Source organism: Mycobacterium toneyamaense, from assembly GCF_055384815.1.
In genome coordinates, this window is the sequence record NZ_AP040333.1 from 1,822,541 (window position 1) to 1,838,426 (window position 15,886).

The window sequence follows — 15,886 nt, forward strand, 5'->3', positions numbered from 1 at the left end:
TGGGTGGTTTCCTTCGCGCAAGAGCTGGCGTTGGATCACGCGTACACCGGGGGGCTGTCCGGCACTGCCGATCCTGTGCCGGCTGAAAGATTCTGGTGGTCAGAACTAGGGCATCAAGGCAGCATCAAGGCAGACAGCAACAGCTGCATACGCGCTTGAAGTCGACATGCCGCCGCATTACCAATGCGGAACCGAGGGCGCGGTTGAGGCTGGCGGACACCCGGCCATTCTGCCACGAACAGGACATTCGGCCTAACCGGGCCAGGTTCGGAATCATCGCGAGCAAAACCTCGCTCGCCGCGGTGGGACACTGGTTGCCATGACCGACGCCCATACCAGCGCTACCGGGCCGTTCGGCATCTATATCCACGTCCCGTTCTGCGCAACCCGCTGCGGCTACTGCGACTTCAACACCTACACCGCCAGTGAGCTGGGCGGAGCCAGCCCCGAGGGCTGGCTGACGGCGCTGCGCACCGAGCTGGCGATGGCCGCCGCCCAGGTCGACCTGCCGGTCGACACGGTGTTCGTCGGCGGCGGCACCCCGTCGCTGCTGGGTGGCTCCGGCCTGCGGGCCGTGCTCGACGCGGTGCGGGACAATTTCCACCTCGGCCCCGGCGCCGAGGTGACGACCGAGTCCAACCCGGAGTCGACGTCGCCCGAGTTCTTCGCCGAGTTGCTGGACGCCGGCTACACGCGGGTTTCCCTCGGCATGCAGTCGACGGCGCCGCACGTGCTGGCGGCACTCGACCGCACCCACTCGGCCGGCCGCGCCCCGGCGGCGGCGCGGGAGGCGCTGGCGGCCGGGTTCGCGCACGTCAACCTCGACCTCATCTACGGGACGCCGGGGGAGTCCGACGACGATCTGCGCCGGTCCGCGGATGCGGCCATCGAGGCCGGTGTCGACCACGTCTCGGCGTACGCGCTGATCGTCGAGGACGGCACCGCGCTGGCCCGCAAGGTGCGGCGCGGCGAGATCCCGGCACCCGACGACGACGTGCTCGCGACCCGCTACGAGCTGCTGGATACGCACCTGAGCCAGGCCGGGCTGGACTGGTACGAGGTGTCGAACTGGAGCCGTCCGGGCGGCGAGTGCCGGCACAACCTCGGCTACTGGGACGGCGGCCAGTGGTGGGGCGCCGGGCCGGGTGCGCACGGTTTCGTCGGCGCCCGGCGCTGGTGGAATGTCAAGCACCCCAACGCTTATGCCGAGGCCCTCGCCGCGGGCAGACTGCCGGTCGCGGACTTCGAGGAGCTGGACGACGCCACCCGGCACGTCGAGGACGTCATGTTGCGGTTGCGGCTGCGCAGCGGTCTGCCGGTCGCCGTGCTCACCGCGGCCGAGCGGGACCGGGCCGAGGGCGCGGTGGCCGACGGCCTCGTGGCGGTCACCGACGACCGTCTGGTGCTGACGGAGTCCGGCCGGCTGCTGGCCGACGCCGTGGTGCGCACGGTCCTGGACTGAACCCAGCGGGCGGGTTCTCGCATCCCACAGCCAGTCGCTATGGTTAGGCAAACCTTAGTCTACGGGTGGAGTGGGTATTCCGATGACCGACGCAGAACCGTCGCCGCGTGCGCAGCTCAAACAGGCGAAGCTCGCGGCCGCGCAGGACCGCGCGGCGCTCAAGGAGCTGCTGGCCCCGGTGCGTGGGCGCACCGCGCTCGCGCAGTTGCTGCAGCTGATCGCGGCGGCCGCGACGGTGGTGCCGTTCATCGGCATCGTCGAGCTGGGCCGGTATCTGCTGGCGGGTGGCCCGATCGAGGCGGCCCGGGTGTGGACGATCGTCGCGGTCTTCATCGGCGGCGGCCTCGGCCTGCGCACCCTGGCCGGCGGCCTGGCGCTGACGCTCACCCACCACGCCGACGTCCAGTTGCAGGGCGAGCTGCGCCGCCGGTTGGTGACCGCGCTGGGACGGCTGCCGCTGGGCTGGTTCGATGCGACGTCCTCCGGCGAGGTGCGCAAGGCCGTCCAGCACGACGTCGGCGAGCTGCACCACCTGGTGGCCCACGCCGCGGTCGAGAAGACCGGCGCGCTCGCCACACCGGCATTCGGCCTGGCGTACTGCTGGTACCTGGACTGGCGGCTGGGGCTGCTGGCCATCGGCACCATTCCGATCTACCTCGTCGTCTACAGCGTCCTGATGCGCGGCGCGATGGCCCGCATGGCCCAGATGAACGAGGGCATCGCCCAGATCAGCGCGACCATCGTCGAGTTCATCGCCGGGGTCTCGGTCGTCAAGACCTTCGGGGAAACCGGCAAGGCGCACAAGCGATTTGCCGACGCTGCTGACGAGTTCAACGACGGCTTCGCCGGATTCGTGGGGCCCATGGTGCGGCTGCGCGCGGTGTCGTCGGTGTTCGTCGAGGCACCGGTGGTGCTGCTGGTGAACCTCGCCGGCGGGCTGTGGTTCATCCGCAGCGGCTGGGTGACGCCCATCGAGGTGCTGGGGTCGACGCTCGTCGCCGTCACCATCCCCACCGCCGTGCTGGCCGTCGGGTACTCCGCCGCCGCGAGCCGCCAGGCCGTCGCCGCGGCCGGCCGGCTGACGGCGCTGCTGACCGCCCCCGAGTTGCCGATCGACCAGAACCCGCAAGTGCCGCAAGATAATTCGGTCAGCTTCTCGGGCGTCGAATTCTCGTACGACGGCACCAACACGGTGCTGCACGACATCTCGCTCGATCTGCCCGCCGGCAGCATCACCGCGTTGGTCGGCCCGTCGGGCAGCGGCAAGTCGACGCTCGCGACGCTCGTCCCGCGCTTTCACGACGTCACCGGTGGCGAGGTGCGCATCGGCGGCGTGGACGTCCGTCAGATCGACCCCGCGGTGCTGTACCGGCACGTCGGTTTCGTCCTGCAGGACGTGCAGCTGCTGGGCATGAGCGTGGCCGACAACATCCGGCTGGGCCGCGCCGGTGCCGACGACGAGGAGGTGCGGCAGGCGGCGCGCGCCGCGCACATCCACGACCGGATCCTGGCACTGCCCAAGGGGTATGACTCGGTGGTCGGCGAGGACGCGCACTTCTCCGGTGGCGAGGCGCAGCGCATCAGCATCGCCCGCGCGCTGCTCGCCGACACCCCGATCCTCGTGCTCGACGAGGCCACGGCCTTCGCCGACCCCGACTCCGAGGCGCAGATCCAGGCCGCGCTGTCGACCCTGATCGAGGGCCGCACCGTGCTGGTGATCGCCCACCGGCTGGGGTCGATCGTCGGCGCCGACAACATCGTCGTCCTGCGGGAGGGGCGCATCGCCGAACAGGGGCGGTACGACGAATTGCTCGCTGCGGAAGGGGTTTTCGCGCGCATGTGGCAGACCTACACGGCCACCGGTGACTTGGAGGCGGCGCGATGACGATGATCAACGGGTTCCTGCGGATCCTCGGCCCCGAGCGCGGGCGGATGTACAGCTTCCTGGCCTGTGCCGTCGGTTACGGCCTGCTGCACGGTCTTTCGATGACGCTGCTGGTGCCGATCTCGCTGGCGTTGTTCGACGGTGACTTCGGTGCGGCGGGTCGCTGGCTCGTCGTCCTGGCGGTGGTGGTGCTGCTCAGCGCCGTCGCGCACTACGTGCAGGCCGCGCAGTCGATGCGGATGGCCCTGACCACGATGCGGCTGCTGCACCACCGGCTCGGCGACCACATGGTGACCCTGCCGCTGGGCTGGTTCACCCGCGAGCGGGTCGGCCAGGTATCCCAGATCGCGGTCAAGGGTACGACTTTCGTCGGCACGAGCAGCGCGCACCTGGTGACGCCGCTGGTGGTCAACACCACCAGCGCACTGACCGTCGTGGTCGGGCTGTTCGTCTTCGACTGGCGGATCGGCGTCGCGGCCCTGGCGGGTGGCGTGGTCCTGATCCTGGCCACCCGGGCGTCCGCGGCGTTGATCGCGTCGGCCGAGGCGCGCACGCATGCCGCCGAGATCGAGGTGAACTCCCGTGTCATCGAATTCGCGCGCTGCCAGCCGGTGCTGCGCGCGTTCGGGCGGACCGGGGCCGAATTCGATCCGCTGACCGGGGCGCTGGCCGAGCAAGAGCGGGTCGGCAAACGGGCGCTGTGGGCCTCGGTGGCGGGCATGATGCTGAGCGGCGTCGGCGTGCAGGCGGTGCTCGGCGGACTCATCACAGTGGGCGTCTGGCTGGCCGTCGGCGGTGCGATCAACCCGGTGACGCTGGTGGCCATCCTCGGGCTGGCGGCGCGCTTCACCTCGCCGCTGTCGGAACTGGCCGAATACGGCTCCGCGATGCGGATGGCCGGTGCCGAACTGGATCGGATCACGTCGGTGCTCGACACCCCGGCGCTCCCGGAACCGGCTGCACCGCAATCGGTCTCGATGCCCGGACAGGTCGAACTGGACGGCGTCGCCTTCAGTTATCCGGGGCGCCGCGTGCTCGAGGACGTCAGCTTCGTCGCGGCGCCGGGCACCATGACGGCGCTGGTCGGCCCGTCGGGCTCGGGCAAGACCACCATCACGCGGCTGCTGGCGCGCTTCTACGACGTCGACGCCGGCGTGGTCCGCGTCGGTGGCGTCGATGTCCGGGACCAGACCACCGCGGAGCTGATGGCCCAGCTGTCCCTGGTGTTCCAGGACGTGTACCTGTTCGACGACACGCTCTGGGAGAACGTGCGGATCGGGGCCCCGGCCGCGTCCGACGACGACATCCGGGAAGCGGCCCGCACCGCCGGCCTGCAGTCCGTCGTGGACCGGCTGCCGGCCGGTTGGCAGACGCGGGTCGGCGAGGGAGGTTCGGCGCTGTCCGGCGGTGAACGCCAGCGCGTCTCGATCGCGCGGGCATTGCTGAAAAACGCGCCGGTGGTGCTGTTCGACGAGGCCACCAGCGCGCTGGACCCCGAGAACGAACGCCACGTCGCCGCGTCCATCCGCGAACTGGCGGACCGCAGCACCGTCATCGTGATCGCGCACAAGCTGTCGACGGTCACGGCCGCCGACAACATCGTCGTGCTGTCCGATCGCGGCACGGTGGACGACATTGGCACGCATGACCAGCTGATGGCGCGCGGTGGCCGCTACGCCGACTTCTGGGCGCAGCGGACGTCGGCCAGTGGGTGGACCGTCGCGACGCGGGAGGCGAAAGCCGGCGCTGGGTCCTGAATCACAGGGGCGGGCAGTGTTTTTTGGGTGAGGTTAGGCTAAATTAACTTTCGTGACTGCTGAAGCTATAGACGCGGCGTCGGTGACGCGCATTGCTTTGCCCGCCGACGTCGTCCCGGCCGATCTGATCGCGCAACTGGCAGCCGAACTTCCGGAGCGCTCCGGCGCCGACTATGTCGGCTACGAGCACTCGGGCGAGTGGGTGCTGGCCATCGGAGTGCGCACCGCCATCGAATTCGACAGCGACGAATTGCGGATCGTCGACGCCGGCGGCGCAGTCGCCCGCCAGGCGTGGAGCGGCCGGCCCGGTGAGGTGCTGGGCGACGCCGTCGACCGGCTGCTCCTGGAGACGGACCGGCTTTTCGGTTGGGTCGCTTTCGAATTCGGCACCTACCGCTTCGGGCTGGCACAGCGACTGCCTGCGGGGACCCCGCTGGCGCGGGTCTTCAGCGCGCAGACGCAGGTGGTCGTCGCCGACGGCGAGGTGTGCGTGTCGGGCGACGGGGACGTGGTGGTCGAGACGCTGAATCGGCTGCTGCAGTCGGGTATTCCGGCGGCCGGGGCCACCCGCGCCGTCGACGTGAGCGTCGACGGCAGTGACTACCCGTCGCGGGTTGCCGCCGCCGTCGCCGAGATTGTGGCGGGCGACTACCAGAAGGTCATCCTGTCGCGCCGGTTCGAGGTGCCGTTCGCGGTCGACTTCCCGGCGACGTACCGGGTGGGCCGGGCGAACAACACCCCGGTGCGGTCATTCCTGTTGCGGCTGGGCGGAATTCGCGCGCTGGGCTTCAGTCCGGAGCTCGTCGCCGCGGTGCGGGCCGACGGCACCGTGGTCACCGAGCCGCTGGCCGGCACCCGCGCCTTCGGCCGCGGCGTGGATCACGACCGCGCTGCCCGCGCCGACCTGGAATCGAACTCGAAAGAGATTGTCGAGCATGCGATTTCGGTCCGCAGCTCGCAGGAGGAGATCGCCGAGGTGGCCAAGCCCGGCACCACGGTCGTCAGCGACTTCATGACGGTGCGGGAGCGCGGCAGCGTGCAGCACCTGGGCTCGACGGTGTCCGGCGAGCTGTCGGAACATATGAACCGGATGCATGCGCTGGAGGCGCTGTTCCCGGCGGTGACGGCCTCGGGCATTCCCAAGGCCGAGAGCGTCGACGCCATCATGCGGCTCGACGAGTCGCCGCGTGGTCTGTACTCCGGCGCGGTCGTGATGTTCAGCGCCGACGGCGGTATGGACGCCGCGTTGACGCTGCGCTCGGCCTACGAGGCCGACGGCCGGACCTGGCTGCGCGCCGGCGCCGGGATCATCGCCGAGTCGACGCCGGAACGCGAGTTCGAGGAGACCTGCGAGAAGCTGACGACGCTGGCCCCGTATCTGGTGCCCCGCGCCTGAGCTAGAAGTCCAGGCCGGCCGGGGCGTCGGCGGGCGGTTCGCCGCCGGCGTCGGTGAACGCGTGGAGCGCGCGGACCAACCCCATGCGCTCACGGGCCGGCATGACCTCGACGATCCGGGCGATCTCGGCACGGCGGCGGGCGGTCACGGTGTCCACGACGGCGCGTCCCCGGCGGGTCAGCTCCACGACGATCTCGCGGCGGGAACCGGGGTTCGGGTGCCGGTCGATCAGACCGGCCGTGACCAGGCGCTCGGTCATCCGGCCGATCGTCGAGGGCTGTACGTCGAGCTGACCGGCAAGTGTCGTCAGGTTGCTCGTGCCGTGTGCCGCCAGGATCGCCAGGACCCGCAGCTGGGGGATTGTCAGCATGTCGTCGACGACCGCAACGGAGCGGGCCGTGATGTCCAGGAGCAGGCGCGATGCGGTCACGAGAGCGTCGGCGATGGTGTCGACCGACGGCTCGGCGGCGGTTCTCGGTTGGGCGGACACCGCGGTTCCTCCTCGTGGGGTAGAGATAATTTACCAGCTCGCTAATTTTGAAGCCGTTATCAAACGGTGACCTGCGGGGTATGGTGCACCGGTGGACAAGGCCGGATTAGCTACCGCGACGCGCGCCAGGCGCCGCTGGTCGGTGGCTCTGGCGGCGCTCGTCATGCCGGCTGCGGCGTTCGTCACCGCCGGCACCGCGACCCAGGCCGTCACCACCGCCGCTGACGTGGATGTCTGCTGCGCGCAGGTGGTCCTGGCCGAGCGGGCCGCTTCCCATCCGGGTTCGCTGATCGTCGCCGAGGCCGCCGAGAGTTCGCGCGCCATGGTGCGCACCATGGCTTTGCCGGTGGGCGTCGCCGCCGAACGCGGCCTGCAGGTCGACACCATCCTCGCCGAACGCGCGGTCAGCGCGACGTTCCCGGAGATTCACACCATGACCGGGGTCCGGCCGGACGCGCTGCGCTGGCATCCCGAAGGCCTGGCGCTCGACGTGATGGTGCCCGACTACGGGTCGTCGGCAGGCAAGGCGCTCGGGGACCGCATCCTGCGGTACGTGCTGGCCAACGCGCAGAAGTTCGATCTGAACCATGTGATCTGGCGGCAGGCCATCTACTTCCCGGACGGCACCGCCCACCGGATGCCGGACTACGGCGGGCCCGACGCCAATCACTACACACACGTGCACATCTCGACCAACGGCGGCGGCTACCCCACGGGCAACGAGTCCTACGTCTTGTCCGCTTCCGGGCCGACGTTGGTCAAGGGTTCATCGACGCCGACCGTGACGTTCGTCAGCGCGCACTGAGTTCGACCCGCACTGAGTCGGGCCCCGGTGAGCGCACCGATGAAGAGCGCCAACAACATCCAGCCCGCGCTCGTGCCCAGCCCGTTCTTGGCCATCAGCAGCAGCGCCACCCCGGCCACGCAGACCAGCACACCGGCCGCGGTCGACGCGCGACCCGTCGCCCGCACGCGCGCGTCCCACCAGCGCAGCGGGTTGTGCTCGAGCGGGGACAGCAGCAGGAACATGACCGTCATCACCACGGCGAAGACCAGCGCGCGGATCGCGATGTTGCGCCAGAAGTACGGGGCCGCCGGGTCGTACGCGTCCAGGCCCACGGCATGCAGGCTGAACGTCGCGATGGCGATGGCCGCGATGTGCCACAGGTACAACGTCATCGCCCCGCTGTTGCCCACCACGATCAGGTACCAGATGCGGGGACGCCCGGCCCACCGGCGGACCGCACCGGCGCAGGCGATGAACAGACTGGACATCCAGACGCATTGCAGGGCAAGCAGCAGCGTCGGCGGGGTGACGTTCGACATCCGTTCGGTGCCGGTGACCACCAGTGACACGTCGTAGGGCCCGTACCTGGCAACCAGCACCTGGACGGCCAGGGTGCCGGCGGCGACGGCCAGCGCCGTCCTCGGTGCGATGAGCCGGTGCGCGTACGCCGCGCCGATGACCATCGGAATCAGCCAGACCACAATCAGATTCGCCGCGCCGGCTTCCAGCATGTGCGTGCTGATCCGGGCCCAGTCGCCGAGCGCCGCAGCCGCCATGAGGGCCGCGACGACCAGTGCGGCCGACCGCGCCGAGCGCAAGCGCGCCAAGGCGGGGACGAACGCCAGCACGATCAGATAGGTGCCGAGGAACCACAGCAGTGCGACGGCCTCGTTGCCCAGGGCCGCCGCGGACTCGGCACCCATGGTGAACCGCACCACGATCAGGGCGACGGTCCAGGCGCCCAGGTACCACAGCGCCGGTCGGCACAGGCGTTGCGCGCGGGTGAAAAGCCAGGTGCCCCAGGGCGTCCCGGCACGCCAGCTGTGAATGCCCGCCGTGGCTCCGGCGAAGAAGAACAACGGCATGACCTGCAACACCCAGGTGGCCGGCTGCAGGCCGGGAACGGCGCCCAGGGTGTTGCCGATGTGGATGCCGTCGGCCTTGATGGTGGCGAGCAGCATCGTGCAGTGACCGAACATCACCACCAGCAGCGCACCCAGGCGCGCCACGTCGATGCTGCGGTCGCGGTCGGGCGCGGTGCCGTCGATCACGGTGTGGAAATCGGGCAACAGTCTCGGCATGAGCTGATGATGCCCGAGCGCCGGGCGGCGCGGATGAGTGTGACTACTCAGACCCGCCGGCGACCACTGCGACGTCGGCGGCACCGTCGTGCTGCCCGACGAACCGGCGAATGCGGGCCACCGCGAACACGATGCACAGCACCACGAGCGTGGGGCCGGTCGCGACGATGACGAACTGCGAGATGTCGACCGGGTAGTTGAAGATCATGTACAGCGCGAAGACGGGATAGAAACCGCACAGGAGCCCGAGCCCGACGCACAGCTGCGTGTGCAGCCGGTGCCAGTCCTGGATGCTCTGCTCGGTCCAGCCGCGTTCGGGCAGCGCCGGCTCGGCGAGCGCGGGGGAGATGACGCCGGCCATCTTCTTCGAATTCGGTTTGCGCAGTAGCCCGCTGATGGCGAAGGACCACACCAGCAGCGACATGGGGACGAGTTCGAGGGCCTGCACGATGCGCGGGTTCCTGGTGGTGAGCGCGATGATCAGCGAGCACGCGGCGCCGACGATCACCACGACGTTCGCGGGCTCGACCTTGCGCTTGCGCACCATGGTCAGCGCGCCCTGCGCGGCGGCGGTGATGATGGCCCCGACCAGCGCGAGGTACGGCTCGAAGTCGAACACGCGCAGCACGTAGTACGCGATCAGCGGTGGAATGGTGTTGATCGCCGTGTTGACGATGTACTCGCGCAGGGTCTTCGGGGTATCGGACATGGAAGCTGGCTCCTAGCGGGGGTCGGTTTATCCCGCGAGCAGACGTAAAACTGTCGATATCTGGCGAAATTCGACAGTTTTGAGTCTGCTCGCGAGGGATTTCATGGTCAGGCGGATGTGGCGGCCGCGATGGCCCGGCTGATGGCCTTCTTGTCGACCTTGCCGACAGCAGTCACCGGCAGCGATGGCTGTGCGATCAGGGTGTCGGGCCGGCTGTGTACCGCAACGCCGCGGTCGTCGAGGTAGCTGTTGAGGTTGCTGAGGCTGACGGCAGGACCGCTGAATACGACCACCGCGCATATCTTTTCGCCCAGATAGGGGTCCGGCAGCGGGACCGCGGCCGCGGCCCGGATCGACGGGTGCGTGAGCAGGTGTTCCTCGAGATCGAGCGCCGAGATCGTCTCCCCGCCCCGGTGGATGACGTCCTTGATGCGTCCGGTGACCTCGAGGTAGCCGTCGGCCCGGCGGCGCACCCGATCCCCGCTGCGGTAGAAGCCATCCGGGCTGAATGACCGCTCGTTGTCGGACGGGGCCCGGTAGTAGCCGTTCAGGGTGTACGGCCCACGCACCAGCAGCTCACCCTCGCCGCCGACCGGCACGTCGGCGCCCTCGTCGTCGACGATGCGCAACTCGTCGTCCGGGCACAGCGGTGCCCCTTGGGTGTGGTCCAGCAGTTCGGGATCATCGCCGGGACGGGTGTAGTTGATCAGCCCCTCGGCCATGCCGAAAACCTGTTGCAGGCCGGGGGTCAGCGCGGCGCGCGCGGCCGCCGCGTCCGGTGCGGACAGTTTGGCGCCGCCGACCTGGAGCAGTCGCAAGGTGGTGGGGCGCTGCGGTTCCCAATCGCAGGCCTGCGTCCACAGGGTGGCCAGGGCGGGCACCAGAGCGCAGACGGTGACGCGGTGCCGGGCGATGGTGGCGAACGCGGACTCCGGGCTGGGATCGGTGGTGAAGACCGTGGTGGCGCCGACGGACATGGCGCCCAGCATCCCCGGGCACGACAGCGGGAAGTTGTGCGCAGCCGGCAGCACCGTCAGATACACGTCGTCACCGGTCATTTCGCACACCGCGGCGCTGGCGGTGGCGTTGTAGTAGTAGTCGTCGTGGGTGCGGGGGATCAGCTTCGGCGCCCCGGTGGTGCCGCCGGAGACCAGCAGCAGGGCGGGTTCCGCGGTGTCGATCGTCGGCGCGGCTGCCGCCGCGTGGCCGAAAAGGGAAGTCCAGCTGGTGAATTCGCCGGCATCGCCGCTGACGACCACGTGCCGCAGGCGCGGGTGCTCGGCAACCAGCTCGCGCGCCATGTCGCGATAGTCGAAGCCGCCGAACCGGTCGGCGATGACGAGCGCGACGGCGCCGCTGACCGTGGCGAAATGACCGAGTTCGGCGCGCCGATGAGCGGGCAGGCACATGACGGGCACCGCACCCGCGCGCAGCAGTCCGAACAGGGCGATGGCGAAGTCGGTGGTGTTGGGCATTTGCAGCAGTACGCGGTCGCCGGTTTCGATGCCGAGAGCGGCGAAGCCGGCGGCGGCTTCGGCGGCCAGCCGATCGAGTTCGGCAAACGTGTGTGACGCGGATGAGTCGACGACGGCGACGCGGTCCGGCCACTGTCGCGCGGCGTCGGACAACAAGCTGTCCAGCGGTTTGCCTGCCCAATAGCCCGCCTCGCGGTAACGCTCTGCGCGATCGTGCGGAAACGGAACGAATCCATTCAGCAAATGCTGGTCGGCCTCGGTGGAGACAGTGGTGCGCGTCACGGCGGATCCCTCGGGGTAGGCATGGAGGTAGCGGCAATATAGGGTAGCCTAATCAAAATTAGGACAGCCTGTCTTTAACGTGTTCGGGAGGGTTTTGTGGGCGTCGTGGCAGTGAATTCGCAGGCCATCCGCGAGGAGGTTGCCGAACTGCTGGGTGCCCGTGCCGACACCCTCGACCCGGGCGCCGACCTGATCAGCCAGGGCCTGGATTCCATCCGCATGATGTCCCTCGCCGGACGCTGGCGGAAGCAGGGCATCGACATCGACTTCGCCGCACTGGCCGCCGAGCCGACCATCGCGGCCTGGTCCGAACTGCTGTCGGCGGCGGGCGGCCTGCAGCGCGCCGAAACTTCGGCACCGCAGGATGATTCGGAACATGACCAGCCGTTCGGCCTGGCCCCGATGCAGCACGCCATGTGGATCGGCCGGGAAGACGACCAGCAATTGGGTGGCGTCGCCGGGCACCTCTATGTCGAATTCGACGGCCACGGCGTCGATGCCGGGCGACTGACCGCCGCCGCAACGGCTTTGGCGGCACGGCACCCCATGCTGCGCGTGCAGTTCCTCGCCGACGGCACGCAGCGCATCAAGGCGCTCGACGGCGACTTCCCGGTGACGGTCACCGACCTGCGGGACCTGCCGGCGGACCAGATTGCCGAGCAGCTGGCCGCGACCCAGCGCCGCAAGGCGCATCAGCAGTTGACCGACCAGGTCTTCGAACTGACCCTGACCCTGCTCCCGGACGGCAAGACCCGCCTGCACGTCGACCTGGACATGCAGGCCGCCGACGCCATGAGCTACCGCACCCTGATGACCGATCTCGCGGCCCTGTACCGCGGTGTCGAGCTGGCTCCGCTGGCCTACACGTACCGCGAATACCGCGTGGCCACAACGCAATCGGCGCAAGAACCCAATCCCCGCGCCGACGCGGATCGGCAGTGGTGGGGCGAGCGGCTCCCGGAACTGCCCGACCCGCCACGCCTGCCGCTGGTTCCGGTTGCCGAGCAGAACGACCCGCGGCACACCACGCGGCGCTGGCACTGGCTGGCCCCCGACGTGCGGGACGCGCTGTATGCCGCGGCCCGCCGGCGCGGCATCACGCCCGCGATGGCCCTGGCCGCGTCCTTCTCCGATGCCCTGGCCTGCTGGTCGGCCGGACAGCGCTTCCTGCTGAACGTGCCGCTGTTCGGGCGCGATCAGCGGCACGCCGACGTCGACCGCCTGGTGGGTGACTTCACGTCGTCGCTGCTGCTGGACGTCGACCTGACCGACGCGGCCACCGCGACGGCGCGCTGCGGCGTGCTGCAGGATGCATTCCGCAGCGCCGCAGCGCATTCCGAGTACTCCGGGCTCGAGGTGCTGCGCGACCTGAGCCGGCACCGCGGCACCCAGGTGCTGGCACCCGTCGTCTTCACCAGCGCCCTCGGCCTCGGCGAACTGTTCGGCTCGGCCGTGCTCGAGACGTTCGGCACGCCCGGGTGGATCAATTCGCAAGGGCCGCAGGTGATGCTGGACGCCCAGGTTACCGAGTTCAACGGCGGCGTGCTGGTCAACTGGGATGTGCGCGAGGACGCGTTCCCCGACGGCGTCATCGACGCCATGTTCGCCCGGCACATCGCCGAGCTCGAACGGCTGGCCGGCGACGACGCCGCATGGGAGGCACCCACCCCGGAGCCCTTGTCGGCGGCGCAGCGCGCGGTCCGTGACGCGGCCAACAGCCGCACCGCGGCGCCCAGCGGCGCGGCGCTGCACACCGGCTTCTTCGCCTCGGCAGCAGCCCGCCCCGACGCCATCGCCATGATCGGCGAGTCTCGGCAGTGGACGTATGCCGAACTGGCCGAGGAGGTTTCGGCCGTCGCGTCCGCGCTGCAGATCGCCGGTATCGTGCCGGGGGACACCGTGGCCGTCCTCGGACCCAAGGGCGCCGAACAGATCATCGCGCTGCTGGCCATCCTCGCCGCCGGCGCGGTCTACCTGCCGATCGGCGTGGACCAGCCCGCCGACCGCACCGAGAAGATCCTGGCCACCGGCGGCGTCCGCATGGCGCTCTACTGCGGTGACCTGGCACCGTCCTGGAAACCGTCGCTCACCGTGACGGAGGCATTGCGGATCGGCCGTCGCGCCGAGGGCCCGTTCGTCCCGGCCGCCACCGATCCGCACGAACTGGCCTACGTGCTGTTCACCTCCGGCTCCACCGGCGAGCCCAAGGGCGTCGAGGTCACCCACGACGCGGCGATGAACACCGCGGAATTCCTGTACGGGCACTTCGACATCGGACCGGCCGACCGCTGCCTCGCGCTGGCCACCCTCGAGTGCGACCTGTCGGTGCTCGACATGTTCGCCACGCTCGCGACGGGCGGCAGCATCGTCGTCGTCGACGAGCCGTACCGGCGCGACCCGGACCGCTGGGCCGCCCTCATCGCCCAGCACGGCGTGACGGTGCTCAACTTCCTGCCGGGCTGGCTGGAGATGCTCGTGGAGGTCGGTGCGGGGCGTCTGGACACCGTCCGGGTGGTGCTCACCGGCGGCGACTGGGTCCGGACCGCCATGGTCCGGCACCTGCAGGCGCAGGCGCCCGGTGTCCGCGTCGCGGGCCTCGGCGGAGCCACCGAAACCGCCATTCACGCAACGATTTTCGAGGCCGGCGAGTTGCCGGACACCTGGTCGGCGGTGCCCTACGGTGTGCCGTTCACCAACAACGCGTGCCGCGTGGTCAACGAGTCGGGCCAGGACTGCCCCGACTGGGTGGCCGGCGAACTGTGGTTCACCGGACGCGGCATCGCCTCGGGCTACCGCGGCCGGGCCGATCTGACCGCCGACCGCTTCGTGCGCTACGCGGGCCGAACCTGGTACCGCTCCGGCGATCTGGCGCGCTACCGGCCGGACGGCATCCTGGAGTTCGTCGGGCGTGCCGACCACCGCGTGAAGATCAGCGGCTACCGCATCGAGCTCGGTGACGTCGAGGCCGCACTGCAGCGGGTTCCGGGCGTGCGTGCCGCGGTGGCCGGCGTGGTCTCCGGCGGGGAGCGTGGACATGACGTGCTGGCGGCCCTGGTCTCGGTCGACGACGCGGAGCTGACCGCCGAGCGCATCTCCGCGGCCGTTGCCGAACTCGTACCGCCGCACATGATCCCGCGGCAGCTGCAGGTGGTTGCGGCGATTCCGTTCACCGTCGGTGGCAAGACCGACCGCCGGGCTGCGGCCGGTCAGCTCGCGGCACTGGTTCAGGCGGCCGACGGCGCCGGACGGGCGCAACCGGAGACCATGCTGGAGCGCGCCCTGGTGGCGATCGTCTCCGAGCTGGTCGCGGTCGATGCGGGTGTCGAGGACGACTTCTTCGAGCTCGGTGGTGATTCGGTTCTGGCGACCGCCACCGTGGCGCGGATCCGCAAGTGGCTGGACACCCCGACCGTGGGCGTGCCGGACATCTTCGCCGCCCGGACGGTGCGGGCGCTGGCGCAGCGGCTGACCGGCCGCGAGAACGGCAGCGACCGACTGGAAATGGTCGCCGAGCTCTACCTGGAGATTGCCGAGATGAACCACGACGACGTGCTCACCGCGCTGGATCCGGCGGCCGTCTCATGACCGACGTGCATACCGCCTCCGCGACCGAGCCGAAAAGCGCCTTCGCGCCCTGGATCAAGCACTACCCGGGCTCCGGCGACGCCGGGGCGGTCGTGATCTTCCCGCATGCCGGCGGGGCCGCGGTCGCCTACCGGGACCTGGCCACCGCCTTGTCGGGCAAGGGGATCGACGCGTATGTCGTCCAGTACCCGCGCCGCGCCGACCGGCTGGCGCATCCGGCGCACCCGACCGTCGAGCAGCTGGCCGCCGACCTGTACGCCGCGGGCGACTGGTCGGGCCTCGGCCCGCTGCGACTCGTCGGGCACTGCATGGGTGCCGTGGTGGCCTTCGAATTCGCGCGCGTGGCAGAACAGAGTGGGGCCACCGTGCACAGCCTGTGGGCATCGGCCGGCCAGGCGCCGTGCGATGTGGTCGACGCGCCGCCGCTGCCGACCGGCCCGCGCGAAATGCTCGCCGAGATGGTCGATCTCGGCGGTACCGACCCCCGGCTGCTCGCCGACGTGGATTTCGTGGAAATGCTGCTGATGGCGGTGGGGGCCGACTACGAAGCCCTCAACCGCTACGTGGGTGGCGGCCGCATCGCCGCCGATATCCATGCTCTCGGCGGACGCGACGACCACCGCATCGACCGGGACATGCTGCGTCGCTGGGAGAACCACACGTCGGGCGCTTTCACGCTGGCCGAGTTCGATGGCGGCCACTTCTACCTCAATGACCAGCTGGACGCGATCGCGGAAGTGATCAGTGCGCGCTGAAT

General features: G+C 69.9%; 12 protein-coding genes. 7 read left to right on the forward strand and 5 right to left on the reverse strand.

Features of this window, described 5'->3' with window-relative positions:
- Positions 1-124 precede the first annotated feature (124 nt).
- Entirely contained in the window at positions 125-334 is a 210-nt protein-coding gene (locus tag ACZ5IQ_RS08840; RefSeq protein ID WP_406804039.1) for an Ms4527A family Cys-rich leader peptide, read from the reverse strand.
- Between ACZ5IQ_RS08840 and hemW the strand changes: the two genes are divergently transcribed.
- The 4 genes from hemW (at position 320) to ACZ5IQ_RS08860 (ending at position 6,500) form a co-directional block, all read left to right on the forward strand.
- On the forward strand, positions 320-1,462 hold the full coding sequence (gene hemW / locus ACZ5IQ_RS08845; protein ID WP_346414400.1) for a radical SAM family heme chaperone HemW: 1,143 nt from the start codon (positions 320-322) through the stop codon (positions 1,460-1,462). The two genes, ACZ5IQ_RS08840 and hemW, sit on opposite strands and share 15 nt — an antisense overlap.
- Before the next feature lie 82 nt (positions 1,463-1,544).
- Positions 1,545-3,347 (forward strand): ABC transporter ATP-binding protein, encoded by a 1,803-nt coding sequence (locus ACZ5IQ_RS08850; protein WP_346414401.1) that lies wholly within the window; start codon positions 1,545-1,547, stop codon positions 3,345-3,347.
- A gap of 2 nt (positions 3,348-3,349) precedes the next feature.
- Positions 3,350-5,104, forward strand: coding sequence for an ABC transporter ATP-binding protein (locus tag ACZ5IQ_RS08855; RefSeq protein WP_464481450.1), 1,755 nt, complete (start codon positions 3,350-3,352; stop codon positions 5,102-5,104).
- 52 nt (positions 5,105-5,156) lie between these two features.
- Positions 5,157-6,500, forward strand: a complete 1,344-nt coding sequence (locus tag ACZ5IQ_RS08860; protein WP_318985323.1) for a salicylate synthase — start codon at positions 5,157-5,159, stop codon at positions 6,498-6,500.
- A 1-nt stretch (position 6,501) separates the two neighbouring features.
- Here the strand turns inward: ACZ5IQ_RS08860 and ACZ5IQ_RS08865 are convergent, their stop codons facing one another.
- Entirely contained in the window at positions 6,502-6,990 is a 489-nt protein-coding gene (locus ACZ5IQ_RS08865) for a MarR family winged helix-turn-helix transcriptional regulator (RefSeq protein WP_318985322.1), read from the reverse strand.
- Between the two features lie 91 nt (positions 6,991-7,081).
- Here ACZ5IQ_RS08865 and ACZ5IQ_RS08870 point away from each other — a divergent pair, with 91 nt between their 5' ends.
- Complete coding sequence (locus tag ACZ5IQ_RS08870) at positions 7,082-7,795, forward strand: VldE C-terminal domain-containing protein (protein ID WP_244872614.1); 714 nt, start codon at positions 7,082-7,084, stop codon at positions 7,793-7,795.
- Here the strand turns inward: ACZ5IQ_RS08870 and ACZ5IQ_RS08875 are convergent.
- The 3 genes from ACZ5IQ_RS08875 to ACZ5IQ_RS08885 form a co-directional block, all read right to left on the reverse strand.
- Positions 7,717-9,078 (reverse strand): acyltransferase family protein, encoded by a 1,362-nt coding sequence (locus ACZ5IQ_RS08875; RefSeq protein WP_464481141.1) that lies wholly within the window; start codon positions 9,076-9,078, stop codon positions 7,717-7,719. The two genes, ACZ5IQ_RS08870 and ACZ5IQ_RS08875, sit on opposite strands and share 79 nt — an antisense overlap.
- Positions 9,079-9,121: 43 nt before the next feature.
- Positions 9,122-9,787: a VC0807 family protein gene (locus tag ACZ5IQ_RS08880; protein WP_318985320.1), complete on the reverse strand. Its 666-nt coding sequence runs from the start codon at positions 9,785-9,787 to the stop codon at positions 9,122-9,124.
- 107 nt (positions 9,788-9,894) lie between these two features.
- Positions 9,895-11,544 carry a (2,3-dihydroxybenzoyl)adenylate synthase gene (locus ACZ5IQ_RS08885; RefSeq protein ID WP_318985319.1) on the reverse strand — a complete coding sequence of 550 codons (1,650 nt, stop codon included), beginning with the start codon at positions 11,542-11,544 and terminating at the stop codon, positions 9,895-9,897.
- 105 nt (positions 11,545-11,649) lie between these two features.
- Here ACZ5IQ_RS08885 and ACZ5IQ_RS08890 point away from each other — a divergent pair, with 105 nt between their 5' ends.
- Positions 11,650-15,129, forward strand: a complete 3,480-nt coding sequence (locus ACZ5IQ_RS08890) for a non-ribosomal peptide synthetase (RefSeq protein ID WP_318985318.1) — start codon at positions 11,650-11,652, stop codon at positions 15,127-15,129.
- Positions 15,126-15,884 carry a thioesterase II family protein gene (locus ACZ5IQ_RS08895; protein WP_318985317.1) on the forward strand — a complete coding sequence of 253 codons (759 nt, stop codon included), beginning with the start codon at positions 15,126-15,128 and terminating at the stop codon, positions 15,882-15,884. The genes ACZ5IQ_RS08890 and ACZ5IQ_RS08895 overlap by 4 nt, the downstream gene beginning before the upstream one ends.
- The last annotated feature ends 2 nt before the right edge of the window (positions 15,885-15,886 follow it).